Annotated in this window: 24 protein-coding genes and 3 pseudogenes; 21 read left to right on the top strand and 6 right to left on the bottom strand. The window is 41.8% G+C overall.

Annotation, left to right across the window (positions count from 1 at the left end):
- Positions 1-28 precede the first annotated feature (28 nt).
- The 9 genes and pseudogenes from WAX46_RS04820 (at position 29) to WAX46_RS04780 (ending at position 7,057) form a co-directional block, all read left to right on the top strand.
- Positions 29-310, top strand: coding sequence for a hypothetical protein (locus WAX46_RS04820; RefSeq protein ID WP_336493444.1), 282 nt, complete (start codon positions 29-31; stop codon positions 308-310).
- Positions 228-454, top strand: a pseudogene (locus WAX46_RS04815) (excalibur calcium-binding domain-containing protein). Before WAX46_RS04820 ends, WAX46_RS04815 begins: the two are co-directional and overlap by 83 nt.
- A gap of 103 nt (positions 455-557) precedes the next feature.
- Complete coding sequence (locus WAX46_RS04810) at positions 558-1,337, top strand: Cof-type HAD-IIB family hydrolase (protein ID WP_376776390.1); 780 nt, start codon at positions 558-560, stop codon at positions 1,335-1,337.
- Positions 1,338-1,689: 352 nt separating this feature from the next.
- Positions 1,690-2,448 carry a LamB/YcsF family protein gene (locus WAX46_RS04805; RefSeq protein ID WP_336493434.1) on the top strand — a complete coding sequence of 253 codons (759 nt, stop codon included), beginning with the start codon at positions 1,690-1,692 and terminating at the stop codon, positions 2,446-2,448.
- 29 nt (positions 2,449-2,477) lie between these two features.
- Positions 2,478-3,695, top strand: coding sequence for an NRAMP family divalent metal transporter (locus WAX46_RS04800; RefSeq protein ID WP_336493433.1), 1,218 nt, complete (start codon positions 2,478-2,480; stop codon positions 3,693-3,695).
- A 5-nt stretch (positions 3,696-3,700) separates the two neighbouring features.
- Positions 3,701-4,492 (top strand): putative hydro-lyase, encoded by a 792-nt coding sequence (locus tag WAX46_RS04795; protein ID WP_336493432.1) that lies wholly within the window; start codon positions 3,701-3,703, stop codon positions 4,490-4,492.
- A gap of 18 nt (positions 4,493-4,510) precedes the next feature.
- The gene (gene pxpB / locus WAX46_RS04790) at positions 4,511-5,257 is read left to right on the top strand and encodes a 5-oxoprolinase subunit PxpB (protein WP_226566601.1); all 747 of its coding nucleotides are present in this window, start codon (positions 4,511-4,513) and stop codon (positions 5,255-5,257) included.
- Positions 5,254-6,300, top strand: a complete 1,047-nt coding sequence (locus WAX46_RS04785; protein ID WP_336493431.1) for a biotin-dependent carboxyltransferase family protein — start codon at positions 5,254-5,256, stop codon at positions 6,298-6,300. Before pxpB ends, WAX46_RS04785 begins: the two co-directional genes overlap by 4 nt.
- A complete protein-coding gene (locus WAX46_RS04780; protein WP_226566602.1) occupies positions 6,284-7,057 on the top strand; it encodes an IclR family transcriptional regulator in 774 nt (257 codons plus the stop codon). Before WAX46_RS04785 ends, WAX46_RS04780 begins: the two co-directional genes overlap by 17 nt.
- A gap of 631 nt (positions 7,058-7,688) precedes the next feature.
- Here WAX46_RS04780 and WAX46_RS04775 read toward each other — a convergent pair.
- The gene (locus WAX46_RS04775; RefSeq protein WP_336493430.1) at positions 7,689-8,324 is read right to left on the bottom strand and encodes an FMN-dependent NADH-azoreductase; all 636 of its coding nucleotides are present in this window, start codon (positions 8,322-8,324) and stop codon (positions 7,689-7,691) included.
- A 398-nt stretch (positions 8,325-8,722) separates the two neighbouring features.
- Here WAX46_RS04775 and WAX46_RS04770 point away from each other — a divergent pair, with 398 nt between their 5' ends.
- From WAX46_RS04770 to WAX46_RS04745, 6 genes and pseudogenes are all read left to right on the top strand, one after another.
- Positions 8,723-9,355 (top strand): GDSL-type esterase/lipase family protein, encoded by a 633-nt coding sequence (locus WAX46_RS04770; RefSeq protein ID WP_336493429.1) that lies wholly within the window; start codon positions 8,723-8,725, stop codon positions 9,353-9,355.
- A 396-nt stretch (positions 9,356-9,751) separates the two neighbouring features.
- The gene (locus WAX46_RS04765; RefSeq protein ID WP_226566605.1) at positions 9,752-9,973 is read left to right on the top strand and encodes a carcinine hydrolase/isopenicillin-N N-acyltransferase family protein; all 222 of its coding nucleotides are present in this window, start codon (positions 9,752-9,754) and stop codon (positions 9,971-9,973) included.
- Between the two features lie 228 nt (positions 9,974-10,201).
- Positions 10,202-12,269 (top strand): annotated as a pseudogene (locus WAX46_RS04760) (BglG family transcription antiterminator).
- Between the two features lie 245 nt (positions 12,270-12,514).
- Positions 12,515-12,676 (top strand): annotated as a pseudogene (locus WAX46_RS04755) (NAD(P)-dependent oxidoreductase); the annotation flags it as partial.
- Positions 12,654-12,809 carry a hypothetical protein gene (locus tag WAX46_RS04750; protein WP_336493428.1) on the top strand — a complete coding sequence of 52 codons (156 nt, stop codon included), beginning with the start codon at positions 12,654-12,656 and terminating at the stop codon, positions 12,807-12,809. The pseudogene WAX46_RS04755 and the gene WAX46_RS04750, both read left to right, overlap by 23 nt.
- A gap of 34 nt (positions 12,810-12,843) precedes the next feature.
- On the top strand, positions 12,844-13,257 hold the full coding sequence (locus tag WAX46_RS04745) for a pyridoxamine 5'-phosphate oxidase family protein (RefSeq protein ID WP_226566606.1): 414 nt from the start codon (positions 12,844-12,846) through the stop codon (positions 13,255-13,257).
- A 700-nt stretch (positions 13,258-13,957) separates the two neighbouring features.
- Here the strand turns inward: WAX46_RS04745 and WAX46_RS04740 are convergent.
- Positions 13,958-14,254: a DUF3817 domain-containing protein gene (locus WAX46_RS04740; protein WP_336493427.1), complete on the bottom strand. Its 297-nt coding sequence runs from the start codon at positions 14,252-14,254 to the stop codon at positions 13,958-13,960.
- Between the two features lie 171 nt (positions 14,255-14,425).
- Here WAX46_RS04740 and WAX46_RS04735 point away from each other — a divergent pair, with 171 nt between their 5' ends.
- Positions 14,426-14,617 (top strand): hypothetical protein, encoded by a 192-nt coding sequence (locus WAX46_RS04735; protein ID WP_226566608.1) that lies wholly within the window; start codon positions 14,426-14,428, stop codon positions 14,615-14,617.
- Positions 14,618-14,680: 63 nt separating this feature from the next.
- On the top strand, positions 14,681-16,867 hold the full coding sequence (locus WAX46_RS04730) for a DNA topoisomerase III (protein ID WP_226566609.1): 2,187 nt from the start codon (positions 14,681-14,683) through the stop codon (positions 16,865-16,867).
- A 285-nt stretch (positions 16,868-17,152) separates the two neighbouring features.
- Here the strand turns inward: WAX46_RS04730 and WAX46_RS04725 are convergent, their stop codons facing one another.
- From WAX46_RS04725 to WAX46_RS04710, 4 genes are all read right to left on the bottom strand, one after another.
- Entirely contained in the window at positions 17,153-17,416 is a 264-nt protein-coding gene (locus tag WAX46_RS04725) for a response regulator (RefSeq protein WP_226566610.1), read from the bottom strand.
- Positions 17,417-17,514: 98 nt separating this feature from the next.
- Positions 17,515-18,081 (bottom strand): GNAT family N-acetyltransferase, encoded by a 567-nt coding sequence (locus WAX46_RS04720; RefSeq protein ID WP_336493426.1) that lies wholly within the window; start codon positions 18,079-18,081, stop codon positions 17,515-17,517.
- A gap of 72 nt (positions 18,082-18,153) precedes the next feature.
- A complete protein-coding gene (locus WAX46_RS04715) occupies positions 18,154-19,431 on the bottom strand; it encodes an Nramp family divalent metal transporter (protein WP_226566612.1) in 1,278 nt (425 codons plus the stop codon).
- A gap of 362 nt (positions 19,432-19,793) precedes the next feature.
- Positions 19,794-20,882: a DctP family TRAP transporter solute-binding subunit gene (locus tag WAX46_RS04710; RefSeq protein ID WP_226566613.1), complete on the bottom strand. Its 1,089-nt coding sequence runs from the start codon at positions 20,880-20,882 to the stop codon at positions 19,794-19,796.
- Between the two features lie 67 nt (positions 20,883-20,949).
- On the opposite strand from WAX46_RS04710, the gene WAX46_RS04705 reads away from it, so the two are divergent.
- The 4 genes from WAX46_RS04705 (at position 20,950) to WAX46_RS04690 (ending at position 25,873) form a co-directional block, all read left to right on the top strand.
- On the top strand, positions 20,950-22,569 hold the full coding sequence (locus WAX46_RS04705; RefSeq protein WP_226566614.1) for an ATP-binding protein: 1,620 nt from the start codon (positions 20,950-20,952) through the stop codon (positions 22,567-22,569).
- Positions 22,566-23,249 carry a response regulator gene (locus WAX46_RS04700; RefSeq protein ID WP_226566615.1) on the top strand — a complete coding sequence of 228 codons (684 nt, stop codon included), beginning with the start codon at positions 22,566-22,568 and terminating at the stop codon, positions 23,247-23,249. The genes WAX46_RS04705 and WAX46_RS04700 overlap by 4 nt, the downstream gene beginning before the upstream one ends.
- 124 nt (positions 23,250-23,373) lie before the next feature.
- Positions 23,374-24,642, top strand: coding sequence for a C4-dicarboxylate transporter DctP (gene dctP / locus WAX46_RS04695; RefSeq protein ID WP_226566616.1), 1,269 nt, complete (start codon positions 23,374-23,376; stop codon positions 24,640-24,642).
- A 208-nt stretch (positions 24,643-24,850) separates the two neighbouring features.
- Entirely contained in the window at positions 24,851-25,873 is a 1,023-nt protein-coding gene (locus WAX46_RS04690; RefSeq protein ID WP_226566617.1) for an AI-2E family transporter, read from the top strand.
- The last annotated feature ends 7 nt before the right edge of the window (positions 25,874-25,880 follow it).

Raw genomic sequence — 25,880 nt, 5'->3', positions numbered from 1 at the left:
CCTTGTCTTTAATTGTTGGAAGAGAAAAATGATCATTGAGAATTTCACCAAAATGAAGCATTATTCAATTGCTGCCAAGAATCAAAAAGGAAACGGCTTTGAATTAGTACTGAAAAAGGATCAGCATTTAAGTCAGGAAGATGTTAAAAGGTTGCTTCAGCATCTTGGAAACAGAACTAATCTTCAATTTGAGAAAAAGCTGAAGAAAGAAGAGCCGCAAAAACGTTTTGTCTTTAGGTCTTTTACTAAGCTTTACTCAAGTGGACACTCACACAGCGGATGCAAAGACAGTCAAGTACAAAACCTGTAAAGCGCTTAACAAGGTTTATAAAGGCGGCGTAGCGAAAAGCAAAAACACGAAAAACAAAGTACAAGCCATATGCATCAAAAGCAATTTACCTAAAAAAATAAACACCTTGATCGTGATAAAGACGGCATCGCTTGTGAACGCTAGGAATATGTGACAAGACCTGTAACAGGGTCTTTTTTCTATGGGATCAAACTCGTCCCTTTGTGCCATCTTCATCTTTATATTAAAATAAAGGTAGATTCAAAAAATGATACAAAGTGGGGTACTCAATTTGTCAACACAAGCTGATAAGAAAGACATCCGATTGATTGCCATTGATATGGATGGCACGCTATTAAACAGTGAACACGTCATTCCGGATGAAAATAAACAAGCCATTAAAGAAGCAGAGGCAAAAGGCGTCCATGTGGTCATTAGCACAGGACGTACGCTGATGACATGCCGAGAGCTTGTGGAGCCGCTCAAACTCTCTTCCTATCTTATTACAGCAAACGGCAGTGAAATCTGGGATTCATCGTTTCAGCTCATTGAACGAGAACTGCTGCACCCCGATCATGTCCAAATGATGTGGGAATTTAAAAATAGGTACGAAACCGATTACTGGGCTTCCACTGTGGATAAGGTGTGGAGTGGGGAATTCCCAGAACGTATTCATGACCATGAATGGTTGAAATTTGGCTTTGATATTCATGATGATGACATTCGTGAGGAAGTGCTGAATACACTGAAAACAAATGAGCATCTAGAGATTACGAATTCAAGTCCGACCAATATCGAAGTCAATGCGGCAGGCATTAACAAAGCTGCGGCTCTTGCAAAAGTAGCAGAACGCATTGGCTGTACGATGGACAACGTCATGTCACTTGGCGATAGCCTAAATGATATGGCCATGATTCAAGAAGCAGGATTAGGCATTGCGATGGGAAATGCACAAGAAGTCGTGAAAGAAGCCGCTGATTGGATTACCGCTCCTAATACAGAACACGGTGTAGCAAAAGCCATACAACATTGGGTGCTATCTCAATAAAGAAGGAATGATGAACTGGGTACATGGGGACCAGTTATTTTTTCATGATCTCGCTTGCGATCTATGTGGACTGCACATCCAACTTAGAAATGAACATGGCTGAGGCTGGGTCTGTTTATGAAAAAGCTTTGATCAGCAGCTTTTAGATAATGATGTCTTTCATAAAACATCATCATACCTATTGGAAAAGCGAGAGGACATCACCTCTCGCTTCTTTTCTTTCTCCTAGTTCTATTGTTATGTTTTCTGACAATTTTTTTAATGTCAAGTGTATTAAAAGTTGGTATAATCAATATAAGTCCGAATATTCGGACTTATTATTCCGTTTTTCGGAACAACGAGGGGGGATTCTATGTATCAAGTGGATATCAACTGTGATTTGGGAGAAAGCTTTGGTCAATACACAATCGGTGCAGATGAACAAATTCTTGAATTTGTAACTTCTGCCAACATTGCTTGCGGTTTTCATGCAGGAGATCCAATGGTGATGAGAAAGACAGTCAGAATGGCGCTGGATAAAGGGGTTCAAATTGGTGCACATCCAGGTCTCCAAGATTTAGTCGGCTTTGGAAGACGTCCTATGGCCATCTCGGCAGAGGAAGCCTATGATCTCGTCATCTATCAAATTGGTGCTCTGTCAGCCTTTCTAAAAGCAGAAGGCGGCACGATGCAGCATGTCAAACCACACGGCGCCCTGTACAACATGGCGGCTAAAAATACTGAATTATCCGAATCAATTGCAAAGGCTGTATATGATGTCGATCCAAACCTTGTGTTATTTGGGTTATCAGGCAGTGAACTCGCTTTAGCAGGTGAAAGAATAGGTCTTCAAGTGGCGCATGAAGTCTTTTCTGATCGGACGTATCAAACAGATGGAACACTGACGTCTCGCCGCGAGCCACATGCACTCATTGAAGAGGATGAAATGGTGGTCGAGCAGGTCGTTCGTATGGTTAGAGAAGGAAAGGTTCGTACAGTTCAAGGGGAAGATATTCATCTCAAAGCACATACGGTTTGCATCCACGGAGACGGCAGCCATGCGCTTCAATTTGCAAAAACCATTACAGCGAAGCTAAAAGAAGCCAATATTCATCTCAAAGCCTTTCAATAAAAAAAATCGTCATCAAAGGGGGAAACAGCATGAAAAAAGAGGAAGTCAAGAACATGAAGGCACCAAAGGGGAACCGATCCATGTTGATGGGGGCAGCCTTTTTAATGGCTACGTCAGCCATCGGACCGGGATTTTTAACACAAACGACCGTGTTCACACAGCAGCTCGCAGCTAGCTTTGGGTTTGTTATTTTGATCTCCATTTTGTTAGATATTTTTGCACAAACGAATGTATGGCGCATCATTGCCGTCTCAGAAAAACGAGGACAGGATATTGCAAATATGGTTTTTCCGGGTCTTGGTTATGTGTTAGCCTTTTTGATTGTCATTGGAGGACTTGCCTTTAATATCGGAAATATCGCTGGTGCTGGTCTCGGTTTTCAGGTGATTTTCGGCGTCGATCCAAGAATAGGGGCCGGGGTCAGTGCAGTGATTGCCATTCTTATTTTTGTCATCAAAGAGGCTGGAAAAGCGATGGATCGATTCACACAGGTGGCCGGCTTTGTGATGATTGGGCTTATGCTGTATGTGGCCATTTCAACTGCTCCACCAGTTGGAGAAGCGGCAGTGAGAACATTCGTCCCAGAGAAAATTGATATTTTATCGATTGTGACTCTTGTGGGCGGAACGGTTGGCGGCTATATCGTCTTTGCTGGTGGTCATCGTTTGCTGGATGCTGGAATCAAAGGGAAGGAGGCACTTCCACAAGTCACGAAAAGCTCCATTTTCGGTATCTTAATTACATCTGTGATGCGTGTCGCTTTATTTTTAGCGGTTCTAGGGGTTGTCTCAAAAGGCTTACAGATTGATCCATCGAATCCACCTGCTTCTGTATTTCAGCTAGCTTCAGGAAATATTGGATTTAAGATGTTCGGATTGATTATGTGGGCTGCGGCGATTACTTCTGTCATTGGAGCGGCATACACATCTGTCTCCTTCTTTAAAACCTTCTCGCCAAAAATTGAGCAAAATCAACGCGGCATTATCATCGGTTTTATTGCTCTCTCGACTATTTGTTTTATGACCATCGGAAGACCTGTGAACATATTGATATTGGTTGGAGCGATTAATGCATTGATTTTGCCGCTTGCACTTGGAACATTGCTGGTCGCAGCCTATAAAAAAGAGATTGTTGGTGATTATCGTCATCCATTCTTTTTGACAGCGTCAGGGGCGTTTGTTGTCGTCATCATGGCCGTTATGAGCGGATATACCATTTTAAATGAAATCCCGAAACTATGGAGTTGATTCAGATGAATGCATATCAAGCATGTGAGCCAGCACAGATCAGGGAATTGATCCGAAAAAAGGAGATCACAGGACCAACGGCTGCTTATGCTGAAGGATTTGCTCAAGCCAATTTAATGATTGTCAAAAAAGAACTTGCCTTCGATTTTCTTTTATTTTGTCAGCGTAATCCGGTTTCATGCCCCTTGCTTGATGTACTGGAGCCAGGTGATCCAGTGCCAAGACGGTCAGCGCTTCAAGCAGATATTAGAACGGATTTTCCGAAATACCGTATTTACCGAAAAGGGGTCCTTCAAGAAGAGGTGACAGATATCTCCCCTTATTGGGAGGGTGACATGGTCGCCTTTCTTATCGGATGCAGTTTTACTTTTGAGCATGCGCTCATGCTGAATGATATCCCTGTACGCCATATCGAAGACGGTCATAACGTACCGATGTATGAAACGAATATACCCTGTGAACAGGCAGGGGTGTTCCATGGCCCGATGGTTGTCAGCATGAGACCCATTCCGGTGCATCAAGTCACAAGAAGTGTTCAGGTGACGTCTAGATTCCCTTCCGTACATGGCGGTCCCATCCATATTGGAGACCCAGCTGTAATTGGGATTGCAGATGTGGACAAACCAGACTTTGGAGAGCCGTCTGCTATCAAAGAAGGAGAGGTCCCGGTGTTTTGGGCATGCGGTGTGACGCCGCAAGCCATTGTCATGCACACAAAACCAGACATTGCGATCACCCATGCACCTGGTCATATGTTCATCACAGACCGAAGAGATCAGCAGCTCGGTGTGCTGTAGAAAGAGAGGTGTCCTCAAGTGGCGTTTTCGACGATAAAAGATTTCATCACCTTCCACCCGCTTGGAGATGCAGCGATCGTCATCCAAGCTGGAGACGACATACGTGAAGAGATTCATGAGGGTGTTCAACAGCTGTTCGCATGTATTGAACAGCATCCATTTGACGGATATGTTGAAGCCGTTCAAGCCTTTACAAATGTGACCGTTTTTTATGAGCCGTATACGGTTCATCAATCTGCTCAGCTGGATCAACATAGCATATCTCCATATGAATGGGTCAAAGCCTATATCAAAAGGCTTCTTGAAGACAAATGGCAGGAAGGGGTTCAGGTTGAGCGCCGCATCGTCGACATTCCTGTATGTTACGGAGGAGCGTTTGGCCCTGATTTAGAAGAAGTCGCCCGCATCAATGGTTTGACACCTGAAGAAGTGGTGCGTATCCATACAGCCGGGACGTATCTTGTCTATATGATTGGATTTGCCCCAGGGTTTCCGTTTTTGGGCGGGCTTTCTGACAAGATCGCAGCACCCCGCAGGGAAACACCGAGAATGTCCATTCCAAAAGGGTCTGTAGGAATTGCGGGAAAGCAAACAGGCGTTTACCCCATTTCCACACCAGGAGGCTGGCAGCTTATTGGACAAACCCCATTGCCATTGTTTCAGCCAGATGCTGAGATACCAAGTCTACTGAAAGCAGGGGACGAGGTCAGATTTGTCCAAATGTCTGAAAAGGAATTCTTCAGCATGAAGGAGGCAAAACGTTGAGTATTCAAGTCATCAAGCCAGGGATGTTCACAACCATTCAAGATAATGGGAGAAAAGGCTACCAGAAGTATGGCGTCCTAACGAGCGGCGGCATGGATCAGCTCTCCCTCAGAATCGCCAATATTTTGACCGGAAATCAAGAAAACGAAGCTGTACTGGAAATCACCTTGATGGGGCCAGGTCCTGTGTTTAAGTGTCAGAAAGATCAGTTGATTGCAGTCACTGGCGCTGATGTGGAGATCGATATTGATGGGGACCAAGCACCTCTTTGGAAACCACTTTTCATTCGATCCGGAAGCACCATCACCTTTGGACCTTGTATGAGGGGATGCCGCTCCTATCTAGCTGTGGCAGGTGGATTCGATGTTGAGCCAGTCATGCAGAGTAAAAGCACCTATGTGAGAGCGGGGATAGGCGGGCTGAAAGGGCGTCTGCTTGAAAAAGATGACGTCCTGACCATTGGAGAGCCATCATCACTAGCGACCAGCCTGCTTCACATGCTAAAAAGTAAAGAGAAATATGCGAGATACAGCGCACCTGATTGGACAGTGAACCATACTCATTTCTTGCCGTTACGGAAATCACAAGTGATTCGGGTTTTGGCAGGCAGATATCTCTCTTATTTTCAGGAAGAATCTCAAAAAGCCTTTTTTAAGCAGCCTTACCAGGTCACGCCTCAATCAGATCGTATGGGATGTAGGTTGAAGGGAGAACCCATTCGCTTAAAGCAAAAGCTTGAATTGATTTCAGAAGCTGTTGCCTTTGGCTCTGTCCAAATCCCTCCTGACGGCCAGCCGATTATTCTGCTGGCAGATCGGCAAACAACAGGCGGATACCCTCGGATGGGTGAAGTAGCGACAGTGGATCTGCCTCTCATTGCGCAGTCAATGCCTGGTGAGAATCTGTATTTTCAGCAAATCGACCGGCAGGAAGCAGAGCAAGCACTATTTCACCAAGAGGAGGAAGTGAGGGAACTGACTGCAAGAATAAAGCTGGAAGCATTCTCGTTTAGAAAAGGTGAGGATTATGCAAAACACAAATAAAACCGTTGTGAAATCAATGGAGATTCTGCGGCTGTTTATCTCACACGAACAATTAACGTTAAATGAAATGATTGAGCTGTCCCATATGCCAAAAACATCTGTACATCGAATGGCCAGCTCATTAGCAGACATGGGTTTATTAGAAAAACACGAGTCTGGTGTTTATCGATTAGGATTGATGTTTCTTGAATACGGTCAGCTTGTAGCCGATCGCCTTGATATTCGGAGGATTGCGAGGCCGTTTATGGAAAGCTTGCGAGATGAGGTAGGAGAAGTCGTACAGCTCATCGTTCGTGAAGGAGACGAAGCCATTTACGTGGAAAAAATCGAAGGTACGCAGCCTGTTCGGCTCTATACCGCCGTTGGCAGGCGATCTCCACTATATGCAGGAGCATGTGCGAGAAGTATTCTCTCATTTTTACCAGAGAAAGAGAGACAGGCCTACATGGACTCGGTCGAGCTAGAGAAAATCGGAATTGGGACCATCACAGATAAAGCTGTCCTTCGAAACATTCTCGAAGAATCAAACAAACGGGGCTATACGTTAAGCTATTCAGAGCTTGAAAACTATACAGCCGCTATTGGAGCGCCGATTTTCAATCATCTCGGGGAAGTGGCAGCAGGAATTAGCATTGCAGGGTTTGAAGCAGGGTATCAAAAGGAACGCCTACCTTACTTAATTGAGGAAGTCAAAAAAGCTGCCGGCGGTATTTCAAGAGAATTAGGATTTTCATCTGAACAAATAAAAAGCCAATGACCGTATAGACTGACATAGCAGAATGAGACACAATTAAAACACACTATTAGGCTGACATGGTACCATAATGTTTTTGGTGCGTGGTAGCCTAATTTTTCTTGGATACGCTCTTCATTATCATACTTGATGTAACGGTCAATTCGTTGTCTGACATCTTTTTCTGATATAGAGTTGAACTTTGTAAACATAAATTCCTCTTATTTGAATGGAATGATTCAATTACTGCGTTATCCCAGCAGTTACCTCGTCTGGACATACTTAAGGTGTTCAACCTGCCTATTCACTTTTTCCTCTTTGGATACATTGTCGGATCCCGAAGCTATATTGTTTTCCAATTGGCTGATCGAATCGATATAACCGATTTTATCGATACCACTTCATCCATGTTTTAATCTGAGACACATTCTTTATATTGTAATTATCCATAATTTGAATGGTAAACTGTCCGCTTCATTTATCTTTCACAACAGCCCTTTTTATTTAAGCTGAATATCTGTTCTTCTCCATAAAAAATACCCCCCAAATTACACTTAGTTTAAGTGTATCACTTGAAGGGTGTTTTTTTATGTCCCATTTGACTAGGTTAGTCTACATTCCCTGTAAAGATCATTGGCTTTTTGTGTATGATTGATTAGAAATTTTTACCTAAAGCTTTTGCACGTTTGATTGCATCTGCTTTAATTTGCTCTGCTTTTGCAGGCTCAGCATTGTGACCTTCAACAATAAGACCTTCGAATGAAGGAATTCCGAAGAAACTCGCAATTTTACCAAGGTAACGATGACCTGCTTCAAGTTCAGCAGCAGGACCTTCAGAGTAGTATCCGCCACGTGCTTGGATGTGTAGCGCTTTTTTGTCTGTTAATAAACCAACAGGACCTTGCTCTGTGTATTTGAATGTTTTACCAGCTACAGCAACAGAGTCGATGTATGCTTTAAGAACTGGTGGGAATGAGAAGTTCCAAAGTGGTGAAACAAAAACATATTTGTCAGCAGAAACGAATTGATCGCTTAATTCGTTTAGACGGGCAACTTTCGCTTGCTCTTCAACTGTAAGTGTATCAAAGTCAGCACCAGATTGAAGCTTGCCCCAGCCTGAGAATACATCTGCATCAATGTGAGGAATGTTTTCTTTGTACAAATCGATATGTACAACCTCGTCACTTGGATTTGCTTCCTTATAAGATTCGATAAATGCTTTGGCAGTAGCCATACTGTAAGAAACGGTTTCATCATGCGGGTGTGCAGTGATGTATAAAACTTTTGCCATAACTTATTCAATCCTTTCTGTTTAAGTGTTTTTTTAGCGTATCCTAAGAATAAACTGAATATTTATCATCTTTATTCATATTGGAATGGTATGAAAAAGATGTAACAATAACAGTTACATAAAAACTGATATTTTCATTGTAATCACAATATAGTTTGAAGTCAAGATATAAAGTCTTGAAATCAAGATAAAAAGTTTGTGAATTTTTCTGGAATGCTTTGAAGCAAGGATTTAAGCATAAAAAGCCTACACCGATCCATATCGCAAGTAAAGAGTTTGTAAATTCATCTGAACCTTTGGCTTGAAAAAAAGGTGGATGCCTTTAAGCCATCTGCTACAAGCATCTGTTCTGATTTTTCGTATATATAAGAGAAGGCAGGAGAGAGTGAGGGATAAAAGTGGGACGATCTTATGTTGCGATTGGAGATTCCTTAACGGTTGGGGTAGGGGCACGTTTATTTGGCGGAGGCTTTGCTGAGTGGTATGCGGCGATGGTTGAAAAAAAGCTGCATTCGCCTGTAAAGCTGTCTGTTTATGCGAAATCAGGGTTAACAACGGAAGAGATCTTGCAGCTTTTTCAGCGGTCTGATGTAAGACGGGCGATTGCTCATGCTGACATCATCACCATCACAGGCTGCGGGAATGATCTTGTTCAAGCTGTTCTGCAGTATGAAAAAGGTGAAGATGAAAAGAAACTGCTGCAAGCGTCCATGCATTGTCAGGCGAATTTTAGCAAGATGATTCAAGAAATCGCTCAGATCAAAAGAGGGCAGCATCAGCCTTACAGCGTGTATCTCATGAATTTATATAATCCTTTTCCTGAAATTCCAATAGCAGAGCGATGGCTGCAGCAATATAATCAACATCTTCGTTTACTTGCAGCCAATCCGCATGTAGAAGTTGTCGATGTTTACCGCATGTTTGAAGGGCATGAAAGAGAGTACTTATCGATTGATCAATTTCATCCGAACCACAAAGGATATGAAGCAATGGCAGAAGCGCTGTTTCAACAATCCGCTAAACAACTGTGATCCGGTGGGATTGCCGTTTTTTCATCCTTTTAAATGAAGGACTGTTTCGATATGATAAAAGAAACGAAGATGATGAACTGCAATTAGATGAAACCTATTTGACCTTTTACCACTCATTACATCTTCGGCCAAGATGCTCCCATTGTGTGATGCAGGGAAAAAAGACAACCGATCAACAAACGGTCATGTTTCGTAACGTTCTCTGCATGCGAGTCGCCTATTTGCAATAAACTAGGTTTAAAGCCCCAGCCTTTGCAGGTTTGCAAGTATATCATGTGATTCGATCTGTTCTGGAATACTGTGAAACGGTTGAGGAGGCCGGTTGTTTTATACAGGAAATGTCTGTCGCCTCAAATGTTCAAAATCATGCTTGCCGATCGACAAGGAGAGGCGGCTGTGATCGAAATGATTGATGGGCAAAAAATTGCAAAAGGGTTGACTAAACATCAATCTGTCAGATACCAAATGTTAATTCAGGCTTTAGAGAAACTGTTCCAGACAGAATATCCTGATGGTCTGACTGTGCACAATTATGAAGAGCTGTTTGGTACGATGCGAACTGTTCTTTTCCGACCGGAGGAAGGAACGATGGATCATTGCTTTGACTCCCCAGTATAAAATATTCAATAAAAGCAGGAGGCACATAACCTTTTCATAAACAAAGGTTCAATTTCATCAAAAGGATTATGAACCGTCATTTTGGGAAAACGTGTGATCAGGACATGGTCTTTCATTCTGTCACGGCCCGTGTGCCAAATTTAGATCAACTTAAGATTGCATCGTTTAGTGAAAGCGTTTTATATTAAATTGTGATAATAGACCTATATAAGCAGAAGGAGGCATTTCATGTACATAACGGCACGAGAACAGAAAGTCATCAAATATATGATTCAGCAAAATCGTTATGTCACCATTCGTGAGATAGCCGATTCTGTTCAGGTAAGTACAAGAACCATTCATAGAGAACTCAAATCCATTAAACCTATTTTAAAAAATTACAATCTATCACTTGATAAACAGCCGGGGAAGGGCTTGAAGGCGGTCGGTGAACAGGAAGACAAACAGCGGCTTCTGTCTCATATTTCAAATGAGGATCAAATCGAATATAGTTCTGATGAACGGAAGCTCTTAATCCTGTGTGCGTTGCTTGAAGCAAAGGAACCCGTGAAATTATATACACTTGCATCCGACTTGCAGGTCACAAATGCGACAATCAGCTACGATTTAGATGAACTGACAGAATGGATCGCTCATTACGGTTTACATCTCATCCGAAAGCGCGGGTATGGCATTGAATTAAAAGGACCGGAAGAAGCAAAACGAAAAATTGTCGGCAATCTCATTGTCGACCGGCTCGACATTCAATTATTTTTAGAAACGATTGAAATGAATATTAAACATCGAACGAAAGCGTCTGAAAAGGTGTTTGGGGTTGTCAGCAGGGGACAGCTACTCAAGGTAGAAAGGCTGCTCTTTCATTTGAAAAACCGACTGTCGCTCTCATTGTCTGATAGTGCCTATATTGCTCTTGTCGTTCACTTAACCTATGCCATCGAACGCATTCAAATTGGCGAAACCATTCGAATGGAAGAGGAAGAATTGCTTGAATTAAAGCGGACGAAAGAATTTGAATCTTCACAGCGAATCGCAAGAGCACTAGAACGCATGTTTAATGTGGAGATTCCTGAAGCAGAGGTCGGATATATGACCATCCACCTGCGCAGTGCAAACCGAAGCTTTAAGGCAGAATATCGCATTGATGAGATTGAACTGGATATAGCGCTAAGAACGAAAAAACTCATCGATTTTATTTCTAAAAAAACAGGCTACCATTTAAATGAAAATGATTCATTGTATGAGGGACTCGTGTCTCACCTCGAACCTGCCATGAACCGATTAAAGGAAAAGATGAGGATTTATAACCCGCTCAAACAACAAATCAAAAAAGACTACTTTTTGCTGTTCATGGCGATTGAAGAAGGAGTCGAGCGTTTCTGAGGATGAAATTGCCTTTATTGTGCTTCACTTTGGCTCAGTGCTTGAAATTAAAAAAGAAGAAACAAAGATTCATGCATTGGTTGTTTGCTCAAGCGGAATCGGTTCGTCCAAAATGCTCGCATCACGGTTAAAAAAAGAATTGCCAGAGATCGCTAAATTCGATCTATCTTCCTTAATGGAGCTAAAGGAAATCGACGCTACAAGCTATGACATGATTGTATCAACGGTTCCGATCCCATATGAGCATATCGATTACATTATGGTCAGTCCGCTCTTAAACGAGGATGACGCCATACTTGTAAAGTCTCATATTAAACGGAAGATTCCTTATATCATCGAGAAAAAAAGAGCAAAAGAATCTGTAAAAGAATCGGTGCAGGAAACGGTTGATATGATGGCGGTGGCAGAGCAGATAACAAATTATATGTCCGTGATTCGCAGCATCTTGTCCCATTTTACAATAGAAAAAAAGAAGACGATGGAGCAGCATGAGGAAACGATCAGAGAGCTGATGCGTCAGATTGAAAGCCAAGGATATTTAGATCGTGCAGACGATGTGGCGGCCGGTTTACTTGAGCGTGAACAGCAAGGCGGTTTAGGAATTCCGGGTACCGAGTTTGCTCTTTTTCACTTAAAGCATGAATTCATCAAGGAACCGATTTTTCATATCTATGATCTTGATGAGGCATACGAGGTGAAAAGCATGGATGGCGGGCAGCAGCTGATGTCAAGAACGCTCATGATGCTGGCACCGCTAGAACTTGGCAAGGAAGGGTCTGAAATGTTTAGTCTAATCAGTTCATCTATGATTGAAAGTGAAGAAAGCATGGCGCTTTATGGACACGGAACAAAGGAAGACATTGAGCAGAAATTAAATCAGCTTTTCTATCAATTTGTCAAAGAAGCAAAATGGTAAGAAAAAGGCCGAGAGTTTATTGATGTGTTGCCTGTCAAGTAGACAGTGGAAATAACTACTGATTCAATGCTTTATTTTCAGTTGCCATAATGAAGCCTGCAATGCTTCCAAGCCAGCCTTTTGGTCTGCTAAATTTTTTGAAAGGGTTGATAGCATATAAGAACGCTCCTTTTTGATGATCATTTAACCTATTTTTTCCATTTAGGAGCTTACACATGGATTTACGTGAATACTAAACAAACGGCATTCCGCCCCAAACACAGGATCAGCAGCCATGTAGTGAAAGAGAAATGAATCCTGCGCCGATCTTTGAGGATGAGTCGTATCAAGGGTCTGGCAAGCTAAAAAGAAAAGTAGCACTGATTACAGGTGGAGACAGCGGAATTGGACATGCCGTTTTTGTTAGCCAATTTTTATTTTACGAAGAAGGCACTTGATTACATAGCGACAAAAGGAGCCATCAACGGCAGCAGCTATAAGATCTCTTTTTATGAAAAACACATTTCTTTGTTTAATGAATGGATTGTCGTGGCAACCTAAAAATACGGATGAAATTTTGAAGGAGTGAAGGTACATGTCACAAGAAGAGTTAAAACAAAAGGTATTGAACTTATTAGATGAGCAAAAGGTCGGAACACTAGCGACCGTTGAACAGGATCAGCCGCATACCCGCTATATGACCTTTTTCCATGATGGGCTGACGCTATATACCCCAACGAGCAAAGAAACACATAAAGTAGACGAAATTGAGAAAAATCCGAATGTCCATATCTTAATTGGATATACAGGCGAAGGGTTCGGTGACACTTATGCAGAAATTACAGGCACCGCTACATTAACAGATGATCAAGAGCTGATTGACCGAATTTGGTCAGAGGATATGGAGAAATGGTTTAAAGGAAAAGACGATCCAAACCTAGTCATCCTAAAGATTGACTCAACCTCTATCCGTTATATGAATGAGGGAAGTCGTACACCAGCAGAATGATCACTTTAACGCTTGCGTAAGTTGGGGGAACGTGTTATACTTCTATATTAAGTGTTGAAATAAGCAAATAAATAAAGAAAGTAAACTTTCTTTTTTCTATGACATCATAAGAAGCAATAGAGCTTCTACTTGATAAGAACGAGACGCTGTCAAAGCAACAAACTTATTCTTTCCCTTTGCATCCGCCCCCTATAAAAGCGGAAGAATGGAAAAAAGACGTTTTGATTTACAATTCACACTGGCGCGGCTTCGGAGCCGTAAGGACGAATGAGAGGTAGGGCTTTCGTTGTCTTGTTACCAGAACTTCCATGGCGTTTACTTTCAAACGTAGGTTCACTCGGAACACATATGACACACTGATATGATCGAATCTTAATTCATAAACTCCGCAACGGAGATCAGAAATTGATTATTTATTTGCATGAAAAGAGTAAGAAGCAGGCTGCCATCTATTTGGCAGCCTTTTTATGTTCGTCAAACAATAGAATGCAGAGACTAATGATACCTAGAAAAGGGAAGAAGATACACAATATGTTATGAAAGGGGGCCGTATCATTTGTCAGCTTGTTTCTCCAATTTAAGTATGAAGGAAAAAGAACAGGAAAGACTGCAAAAACTGTGATATCTTACACCCAGATCTCACAAGCCTAGACAACATAAAAAAGCAAGCGTTTCTTGTTGGAACGCTTGCTTTTTCATATTACGCTTTCGTATCAAATTGGCGGAGCACCTTATCATAGGCGAAGTTGCCGAAAGGAATGAATGCCGCAAAAAAACCGGCGATCGACCATTTCAAATGCCAACGAACTTTAAATGTCACATATGCCAACATAAGCATATAGATGACAAACAATGCGCCATGAAGAGAGCCTACAATGGTGACTGCCATTGGAATATCTGCAAAATATTTCAGTGGCATGGCAATTAAAAGAAGGGTTAAAAGAGACATACCCTCAATAAAACCCGCCTGTCGAAGACGGCTAATACTTGTATGCATATACAAATCCTCCTGTATAAAAGCTAGTTTCTCATCTTCTAATATAAACGAAAGATCGTCTGGACATGCTAAAATCTATGAAAAATTCAAAATATGTTCAAGTAATGCTTAAAAAATAGGGAAAATGAAAATCAGTTATTTAGAGAGTACTTGCTTCAAGTGCGTCACATCATGACTGTAACAATTGCAACAAAATGGCATGGCATCGTTCATACGATGCTTTTTGGAGAGGGCATCAATATGCGGCTAGTCTGCTGTAACCTCTGGGTAGTCCTTTTAACTGTAGACATCGGCGTAGCCTATCAAACACAAGAGGTCACAAATGAAATCATCAAACGTTTAAAGAAAATAATCCGCCATTAGAACCGCATCTCCTCACGTCTGCTATAATAAAAGGATGGATAGAAGAAAGAGATGTGAAATGTAGTGTCAAAAACAGTTGTATTAGCAGAGAAACCTTCAGTAGGACGCGATCTTGCGCGCGTGCTGAAGTGTCATAAAAAAGGAAACGGCTTTTTAGAAGGAGATCAATACATTGTGACGTGGGCGCTTGGTCATTTGGTCACACTGGCTGATCCAGAAGGCTACGGAAAAGAATTTCAATCCTGGCGTTTAGAGGATTTGCCGATCATTCCAGAGCCGCTCAAGCTTGTGGTGATGAAAAAGACAAGCAAACAGTTCCAAGCGGTAAAAGCGCAGCTTGCTAGAAAAGATGTGAAAGACATTGTCATTGCAACAGATGCTGGACGTGAAGGAGAGCTTGTGGCGAGATGGATTCTTGAAAAAGCTCATGTGAAAAAGCCCCTGAAACGACTATGGATCTCCTCTGTCACTGACAAAGCGATTCAGGAAGGATTCAAACGATTAAAAGACGGTAGAGAATATGACAACCTGTATCGCTCAGCGGTCGCACGTGCAGAGGCAGACTGGGTTGTAGGGATAAACGCGACAAGAGCGTTAACAACTAAATTTAATGCACAGCTCTCCTGCGGACGGGTGCAAACCCCAACCATTGCGATGATCGCAAAGCGAGAAGAAGACATTCAGCAATTTCAGCCGAAGCCGTTCTTTGGGCTGACTGCACAAGTAGACGGACTCACCTTGACTTGGCAGTATGCAAAAACAAAGCAAAACCGCACATTCCAAGAGGATCTAATCAAGGAACGCTTGGCAAGCTGTAAAGGAAAACCTGCAGTGATTGATGCACTGAAAAAAACAGCCAAAAAAGCCTTTGCTCCAGGGCTGTATGACCTGACAGAATTGCAGCGTGATGCTCATAAACGCTACGGTTTTTCAGCGAAAGAAACACTGTCTACTCTTCAGCGGTTGTATGAGCAGCATAAGCTCGTCACTTACCCGCGTACAGATTCACGTTATATTTCAACGGATATCGTTCCCACATTAAAGGATCGACTAAAAGGAATGAACGTCAGACCATATGCGCATTATGTGAACCGTATTTTACAATCAGGTATTAAGGCACATAAATCCTTCGTCAACGATGCCAAAGTGTCAGATCACCATGCAATCATCCCAACTGAGGAAGAGCTGTATCCTGGTGCATTAAGTGATAAAGAGCGTAAATTATATGACTTGATTGCCAAACGATTTCTTGCTGTCCTCATGAAACCTTTTGAATACGAGGAAACGACTGTTATCGCCAAGATAGGCAGTGAACTGTTCACAGCAAAAGGGAAGACCGTCCAATCAACTGGCTGGAAAGCCGTATACGATGATTCCTATGAAGACGAGGAATCAGTCGAAGCAGATCAGCATCTGCCGGCACTGACAGAAGGCCAGTCTCTTGAAGTAAGACTGCTGAAAGAAACAAAAGGAGAAACGAAGCCTCCTGCTCGATTTAATGAAGCGACCCTTTTATCTGCCATGGAAAACCCTGCTGCATTTATGCAGAACGAAGAAAAGGACTTAGTGAAAACCCTTGGTGAAACGGGTGGATTAGGGACAGTGGCAACAAGAGCCGATATCATTGAAAAACTGTTTAATAGCTTCTTAATTGAGAAAAAGGGCAAAGACATCTTCATCACATCGAAAGGGAAGCAGCTATTATCCTTAGTACCTGAAGACTTAAAGTCTCCTGCCTTAACAGCGGAATGGGAACAGAAGCTTACTAAAATTGCAAAAGGTCAATTGAAAGCTTCTCAATTCATGAGTGAAATGAAGGCATATGCAAAACAAGCCGTAACTGAAATCAAGCAGACAAACCAAACATTTAAGCATGACAACATCACGGGAACCCATTGTCCTGACTGCGGAAAACTCATGCTGAAAGTGAACGGGAAAAATGGCACAATGCTCGTTTGTCAGGACCGGGAATGCGGTCATCGCAAAAATGTCGCGAAGAAAACAAATGCACGCTGCCCGAACTGTCATAAAAAGCTCGAGCTGCGAGGGGAAGGAGATGGCAAAATCTTTGCCTGTGTGTGCGGTCATAGAGAGAAGCTGTCTGTTTTTGAAAAGCGCAAAGCACAATCCAATCAAAAACGAGCTAGTAAGCACGATGTGTCTAAATATATGAAGAAACAAAAAAAAGTGGAAGAACCAATCAATAACGCACTAGCTGAACAATTAAAGAAATTAAAATTAGATCAATAGTTGTGTAAAAACCCATGCAGAATCGCATGGGTTTTTCAGTGTGTTCAAGTATGAATATGCGTGTGAAAAGACTCGTAATTTGGTATAAAATATTGATTTAAATTTAAACAGAAACGTTCTAAATCGTTGGATGCTGAGAGAACTGGGATTTACGATGAAAATGTGTTTAATGATAACCAACTGCTTTCCCTTCTCACGGGCTTCTTGTTGTGCGTCCATTACATACCGAATGCCTGATCAATAAAAAGAGAAACCACCTTTCTTATCCAGAAAAGGTGGTTTTGTTTATGATGGTGTTTTTGCAAAGGCTAAGAATAAAGGAATGCCTGTGCCGACAAGTGTAGTGGCAAAAAGGAACATACCGCAAATGAATAGGAAATGGCTGGCTGAAAAGACAAGTGCCAGAATAAGAAAAACGAAGCTGAGTCCTGCCATGCTGTATGATGGGACAAAGCGGCGTTTGTATGTGACTTTCTTTGTTAGGAATGAGAAGAAAATGCCAAATAATAAAGGGAAAATCCATAAGTAAAATAAAATAATTAGAGACATACATCATACCTCGATTTTTCCTTCTATTTTATCAGATGCTGATCACAATGGATACCATAAAGATTCACTTTGTAAAGTAATTTATGCAATCGACACAATTAAGTGGTCTGATCCATTGAATACGCTTTTTGCTTATACTCAGGCTGCAAAAGTGCATAGACACAATGATCGGTAAAATGGTCGCCTAGCCATTCACATTGTCTGAGAATGCCTTCAAGAGAAAAGGATAATCGCTCTGCGATGCGTCTGCTTTTCTGATTATCAACAGCGGCTCTTATTTCAAGGCGATGCAGTCCACACTCTTGAAATAAATAGTGAATGACCGCTTTGCACGCTTTTGTCATGATGCCTTTTCCTTGATAGCCTTCTCCGAGCCAATAGCCAATGGAAACGGTTCGGTCGACCCAATGAATCTGGTGGGTGCCAATGATACCGACGAGTTCTCCATGTGACCAAATGCCCGCTTGAAAGCCGTTGTTCTGGAAAGCTTGTTGCATTGCACCTTGAATGAACGCCATGCTGTCCTCTTCTGTTTGCGTGGTATCCACCCAAAGCATCCATTCACGTAAATGCTCTCTTGACCGCTGGATGAGCAAAAACAAACTTCTTGCGTCTCTTGGCTCAAGTAGCCGCATGGATACATCTTGGTCCTGATAAAAAAACATGTGCCCACATCCTCTCAAGGTGAATTCTACCATAATCAAATGGAAACAAAAAGACAGCCTCATCACTGTCTTTTACATAAAGGTATCCACAATTAAAAAGAGATTGAGTGCTACAACAAGAGCTGCTATCACCCAAGATATTCCTGTCACCCAGCGTGCATTCGTTAAATCGCCCATAATTCGTTTTTTGCTTGTAAACAAAATAAGCGGAATTAAAGCAAAGGCTATACCAAAGGATAATACCACTTGACTCATCACAAGCGCAGATGTCGGATTGACCCCAGATGCAATGATTGCAATAGGGGGGACGATGGTGATTAACCGGCGTACATACAATGGGATGCGATACTGAATAAATCCCTGCATAATAATATCGCCTGACAAAGTACCAACAGAAGAGCTGGAAAGTCCGGCTACAAGCAGACCTACACCAAATAAGATGGCCGACATAGGACCTGCGATTGTACCAAAATGCTGAAATGCGATGTCCAAATCTTCAACAAAGAGACCATTTTTATAAAATAAAGTAGCTGCCACAATCAACATGCTGGCATTGATGGCTCCAGCGACTAGCATGGCAATAATAATGTCTAAAAACTCAAAGCGGAAAATTTGTTTTTTCTCTTTCTCCGTTCTGCCGACGACTCTTCTTTGGGTTAAAGCTGAATGTAAATAGATCGCGTGCGGCATCACAGTGGCACCTAAAATTCCAGCTGCAAGCAGCACACTATCTGTCCCATCAAACCTTGGAATGAAAAGTCCGCCAGTGACACTTGCGATATCAGGCTTTGCGACAAAGGTTTGCACAGCGAAAGCAATCACCACAACGAACAGCATACCAGTGATACCTGCTTCTAATGCTCGATATCCGCGTCTTTGGAGTTCTAAAATCGCAAAGGATCCGATGGCTGCAATAATTGATGCTTCAAGAAGTGGGATTCGAAAGAGCAAGTACAAGCCAAGTGCAGCACCGATAAATTCAGCTAAGTCTGTGGCGATAATGACGAGCTCGCCCTGAATCCATAAACCGATGGAGACGGGCTTTGGAAACTCTTCACGTGCGATTTCAGGTAGATTTTTACTTGTTGCGATTCCAAGCTTTGCTGACAAGGACTGAATGAGCAAAGCCATTAGATTTGATATGAGAATAACCCATAAAAGCAGAAAACCATATTTTGAGCCAGCCGCAATGTTGGTAGCAAAGTTGCCTGGATCAATATATGCAATGGCTGCAATAAAAGCAGGCCCGAGAAAAGGAAGGAGCCTTCTAAACCCTTTTACCTTCCCTTCAAGTGCACGCTCAGCTGCCACTGACATGTGGGCCTGTGCCTCGATGTATTTGTTTGTCAAATGTCATCACCTAGATTCTACAAAGTTTTGCTTTGGCACAAAAAGTTCCCTCGATGCAATTTTCAATCATCATATGCCCAACTTCATGAATTGTCAACTATCTGAACTAATAGGTTTGTTTATCATATGTAAGTGGAAAAAGGTAATGTCAATCAAAACATAAAAAATACCGCCTCTTAGGCGGTGCCAGCGTGAAGACAAACCCTTACATTCATTGCAGTCCGGTGCTCACGAATGTCAAAAGTCGTTCCGATACTCCGTCTTTCCGAGACTTTAAGGATTTTCAAATGACGTCGAATAAGACAAAGAGCTGAATCTGTATAGCAACAATCAGAAATCCCTAAAAAGGGTTTTTTATTTATCTACTGATCTTCTTGAAAAGCATGCATAGGAGAAAGTTCATAACGATCCCGAAGCTCCTGGATCTGTTTGATCAAGGTGGAATCGATGGTTTTTTCGGCTTCATCATACAAAGGATCAAGGGCTTTCATCCATTTTTGCCTCTCTTCTTGTGTCAATTCGTGGATCTCAATTGGAGATTCCTGTTTAATGTCCTCCAGCTGATCTTTATTTAGCTGTTCCGCATGTTTTTCATTCCAGACCGTTGTTTCTTCCATCGCTTCAAGTAAAATTCGCTTTGTTTCAGGAGTCTGGCGATCAAAGAATGATTGATCTGTTAAGACAACATACCCTAAATACCCGTGATTACTAATCGTCATAAAGTCTTGTATATGATAGAATTTTTTTGAATAAATATTTGAAATTGTATTTTCTTCACCGTCTACTTTTTTTGTTTCCAACAGTTGAAACGTCGAATTGAATGATTCTTGATAGGGCTTTGCTCCAAGAAGTTTGAATTGTTTTTCAATCATGTCGCTTTGCATAATGCGGAGAGATTGATTTTTTAAATCGCCAGGCTGTTTAATTGGTCCTTTATTAGAGGTGAGTTGTTTAAAGCCATTTGTCCAGTAGGCCATTCCCTTTAGTCCGTCTTTTTGCAACGTACCGAACAATCTCTGTCCAATCGCACCATGTAATCCTTCTTGAACAGCTTCATAATTAGAAAAGGCAAAGGGAAGATCAAGTGCCAGCCATTCTAGAGACAGCATGCCTAGCTTAGAGGTAGACGGGGCGATAAATTGAACTTGATTCTCCTTTAGTGCATTCATCTCTTCAATATCGGAATAAAGGCTTCCGTTTGAAAAAATTTGAATGCTGATCTTTCCATCGGATTTCTCGTGCACCAGCTCAGCGAATTTCTTTGCAGCCAGTCCTTTTGGTGTATTATCGGCTACGACATGGCTAAATTTGAACACAAGCTGATCCTTCAGTCCTGTCTGTTCATCATCAAAGATCGTCGCTGTTTTTGGCATCATATGATAAAAACCAAAGTATAAAGCGGTTACAAAACCGATGATCAGCAATAGCGTATAGGCGAATAAATTCTTCATGCGTCAGATCCCCCTTCTGTCAAGCATACTTGACAGAAGAAGAATTCGTAAAGATACAGGTGAAAAAATGATAAGAAATCGCTTAAAATTACAACAATTATCTATTAGGTGGAAACTCACCATCTTGACATATTTTGTTGTCATTTTCGCCCTTTTAATCGGAGGAATTGTCCTTGTCGGGGGAATTCAACAAACGGAGGAACGAGAGCTGAGAAAAAGACTCATGAACACAGCGAGAACAGTGGCTGAGATGAATGAGGTGAAGCAGGCGTTAGCCGATCAGACAAAGGAACGTTCTCGATTACAGCATGCGATTGAAGAGATTCGTATTATTCAAGACGCTGACTATATTGTTGTCATGGATATGGATCATATGAGATTAACGCATCCAGTGAAGGAAAGAATTGGTCAGCGCTCAGAGGGGACAGATGAAGAGCCGGCTTTTGCAGAGCATATTTATTTCTCAGAAGCAGAGGGAGAGCTTGGGACAGCCATTAGAGCTTTTTATCCAGTGAAGGATGAAAAATTTAACCAAACAGGGGTTGTACTTGTCGGGAGAACGCTGCCAAGCATGGTAGATATATTAGGAGAAATGAAGCAGGATATTCTCATGCTCCTCCTGCTGACGCTCAGCTTTGGACTTGTGGGTTCATTTTTGCTTGCCCGCCATATAAAGCAGCAAATGTTTAAGCTTGAGCCGCATGAGATTGTCAGGATGCTAGAGGAACGCACCGCCACCTTTCACTCTATTAATGAAGGGGTCATCGCCATCGATAATCAGCATATGATTACAATCTTCAATGAAAAGGCGAAGCAAATTTTTGTGGTGACAGGTGATGTAGTGGGACGAAATATTTGGGATGTGTTGTCAGATACTAGACTCCCTGAAATTATTGATCGAGCAGAACCAGTCTACAATGAAGAAATTCATATGAGCGGAAAGCGGATTATGAGCAGCCGGATTCCAATTGTGATGAAAAAGAAGATCATCGGAGCAGTCGCTATTTTTCAAGACCGGACAGAGGCTGCCAAATTGGCGGAGGAACTAACTGGGGTCAAGAACTTCGTTGACGGCCTGCGGGTGCAGAATCACGAGCATATGAATAAGCTGCATACCATTGCGGGGCTGATTCAGCTTGGTAAAGCCGATCAGGCACTCGACCTTGCGTTTCAAACGACTGAAGAACAGGAACATGTCACGGACTTTCTTCACCGGGTCATTCAGCACGATGCAGTCGCAGGCCTCTTGATGAGCAAGATGAGAAGGGGCAAGGAGCTAGGCATAAAAGTGGAGGTAGATGAAAATAGCTGTCTGCGTTGCTTTCCAGAGCGTCTAGATCAGCATGATATGACGAAGCTTCTTGGTAATCTTATTGAAAATGCCTTTGCTTCGTTTGATTCTGTAGAAAGAGAAACAAAGCTGATTTCCATTAGTATTGATCAAACGGAGGATGTTCTTGCCATTTTGATTGAGGATCATGGCTTGGGAATAGAAGAGAAAATGATTCCTCATATTTTCGATAAAGGCTTCACACACGGCAAAGAAAACGGAACAGGCTATGGCCTGTATATTGTAAAAACGATTATCGACAAAGGGATGGGAAATGTAGAAGTCACATCAAGCATCGGCATTGGTACCACCTTCTCAATCGAATTCCCAATGATCATAGAGGAGAGAGACAGATGACTCAGATTAAGGTGCTATTAATTGAAGATGATCCAATGGTGCAAGAGGTCAATAAAGAGTTCATTATGAGTATTCCTGGCTTTCAAGTAGTGGCTGTAACAGGGAATGGAGAACAGGGCATCCAGCTCATCAAAGACATTCGCCCAGACCTTGTTGTACTTGATGTCTATATGCCAAAGAAAGATGGAGTCAAAACGTTGCAAGACATTAGAAAGCAAAAGATGAAGGTGGATGTGATCGTGATTTCTGCAGCGAAGGATAAAGAGACAATTGGTGTTATGCTTCAAAATGGTGCGCGAGATTATATCATCAAACCGTTCAAATTTAGACGAATGAAAGAATCTCTTGAAAGTTATAAAGCGTTTAAATCGAAAATTCGTACTGCAGCCGAATTCTCTCAGGAGATGCTGGACGATATCATAAGAAAGCCCGCCGTTAAGCAGGAAGATACGTGGCTCCCTAAGGGGCTGAATGTGCATACGATGAACGAAGTTAAAGCATATATGAGTTTACAAGAAGGAGCGCAATCCGCAGAGGAAGTAGCCAATGCACTTGGTATCGCTCGTGTCACGGCCCGCCGCTATTTAGATTTTCTTGTAAAAGAAGGCGAGTTGAAATTAGATATGCAATATGGCGGGGTAGGACGGCCTGTGAATAAATATATCAAACATTCTGACTAAGAGACCAAAAAGACCAAAATGTACGATATGTTCATAAGCTTCACAGCCTTTAATGAAATCGCTATCATTTATCTTCAGATAATAGTTAAGCGTTTACATCAAAGGGTGAGGGAGTGGATTTTTTATGAAGAGGCTTTTTAATAACCTGACATTCCAGGTGATTGCAGCGGTTATCATCGGGATCATTGTTGGGATGGTCTGGCCAAACGTCGGGAAGGAAATGAAACCGCTTGGTGACACATTTATTAATGCAGTCAAAATGGTCATTGCTCCAATTATTTTCTTAACCATTGTTCTTGGTATTGCCAAGATGGGTGATATGAAAAAGGTGGGGAAAGTTGGGGGGAAAGCATTTATTTATTTTGAAGTCGTCACAACACTTGCACTTGTCATCGGCCTTTTTGTTGTCAATATCATGAAGCCGGGAGCAGGTCTTGACTATAGTAAGCTTGAAAAAGGGGATGTCTCACAGTATATCCAAAATGGAGGACAGGGTATTGACTGGATGGAGTTTGTCACACACATTGTGCCATCTAACATGGTAGATGCCTTTGCGAAGGGCGATATTTTACAGGTCTTATTTTTCTCTATTTTATTTGGTGTTGCGCTTGCTTCACTTGGGGAGAAGGGGAAAGGAATCATCGAATGGCTTGATAAGCTATCACTTGTTTTTTTCAAAATCATTGGCTATATCATGCGTGCAGCGCCATTAGGTGCATTTGGGGCAATGGCCTATACGATCGGACACTTTGGTTTGGCTTCGATTAAACCGCTGGCGAGTCTGATGCTCTCAGTTTATTTGACCATGTTCCTGTTCATCTTCGTCGTACTGAATATCATTTGTAAAATGTATGGCTTTAGCCTGTTCGGTTATCTACGTTTTATCAAAGATGAAATTTTAATTGTTCTTGGTACAAGTTCTTCCGAATCAGTGCTGCCAAGAATGATGGATAAAATGGAACGTTATGGATGCTCTAAGTCAGTTGTGGGTCTTGTCATTCCAACAGGTTATTCCTTTAACTTAGATGGAACCTCTATATACTTATCAATGGCCGTGGTCTTCTTAGCGCAAGTGTTTGGTGTTGATTTGTCAATCGGTCAACAGATCACCATTATCCTTGTTCTTATGCTCACATCAAAGGGAGCAGCTGGGGTGACAGGAAGCGGATTTATCGTGCTGGCATCTACACTTGCTGCGCTTCAGGTGATTCCGCTTGAAGGGCTTGCACTGCTGCTAGGAGTTGACCGATTCATGAGTGAAGGAAGAGCTATTACAAATTTGATTGGAAATGGAATTGCAACAATTGTTGTAGCGAAAAGTGAAGGTGAATTTGACGAAGCAAAAAGCAAAACAGCGCTTCAGGAAATGCGGAATATCAAGCAGGCTGTATAGTATAAATAACCAAAAACCGAAACCTTATGTTCTACATGGGGTTCGGTTTTTTCTTGTGATGAAAAGAAAAAACATGAAAGCTACATAAAAATAGTACGATTCGTAAGACCTCATTGACCATTTGTTATATAATTTACAGAAAGATCCGATATAATGTATATCAGATACGATGAAAAATAGACTTTAGTCCTGGCAGGTGTGTAACGTAATGGCGGCATTTTTAAAATTGTTCGAAAAACCCGGTATTAAGCGGTTTTCAGTATTTGTAGTATTAGCCACAGTATTATATCTATTAAGAGGAATGATGAATTTAATTCTCCTGACCTTCATATTTACCTTTTTGATGAATCGGTTAGAGGGGGTTATTAGAGGCTTTTTAAATCGATTCCTTAAAATAGGACAGAAATCGGTCATTACCATTTTGTACATTCTTCTCGCTGGTGGATTGACGTTTGGCGGATTTGTTTTTGTGCCAATCATCGCCAAACAGGTGGAGCAGCTATTTCATTTAGGGAAGAAAATTGCAGATCATCCACAAGATTTACCCTTCTTTGACGTCATCACCAACGTATTCGGAGATTTCAAAATATCAGCTTTCTTTGAGAAAGGGTTTAATTTCCTCTATGCATACTTAACCGATTTCAGCACGTTCAGTATCCAGGTCATAATGTCCTTAATATTAAGCATGTTCTTCCTGTTTGAAAAGGAACGCCTCATTCAATTTATGAAAAAATTCAAAACGAGTAAAATCTCCGTGTTCTATCATGAAATTGCCTTCTTTGGACGTAAATTCTCCAGAACGTTTGGAAAGGTACTCGAAGCACAGTTTATTATTGCAACTGTTAACTGTGTGTTAACGACAATTGCTCTTGGGATTATGGGATTCCCGCAGTTATTTGGATTAGCCGTGATGGTCTTCTTGCTAGGCTTAATTCCTGTAGCAGGTGTGGTCATCTCTCTCATTCCGTTGAGCATTATTGCGTACACACTTGGAGGCGGAATATACGTTATTTATATTGTGCTAGTAATCGTGATCATCCATGCAATTGAAGCCTATTTCTTAAATCCAAAGCTCATGTCAGCTAAAACAGAACTCCCTATTTTCTTTACGTTTATTGTGCTCATTTTTTCTGAACACTATATTGGCATTTGGGGGCTCATTATTGGTATTCCAATTTTTGTGTTTATCCTAGATATTTTGGAGGTCACAAACAAGGAGGAAAGTAGTTAAAAAGTCT

Source organism: Bacillus sp. FJAT-53060, assembly GCF_037104745.1.
GTDB lineage: Bacteria > Bacillota > Bacilli > Bacillales > Bacillaceae > Bacillus > Bacillus stratosphericus_B.
Note: the sequence above shows the minus strand (reverse complement) of the source record. Positions and strands in the feature narration are given on the sequence as shown.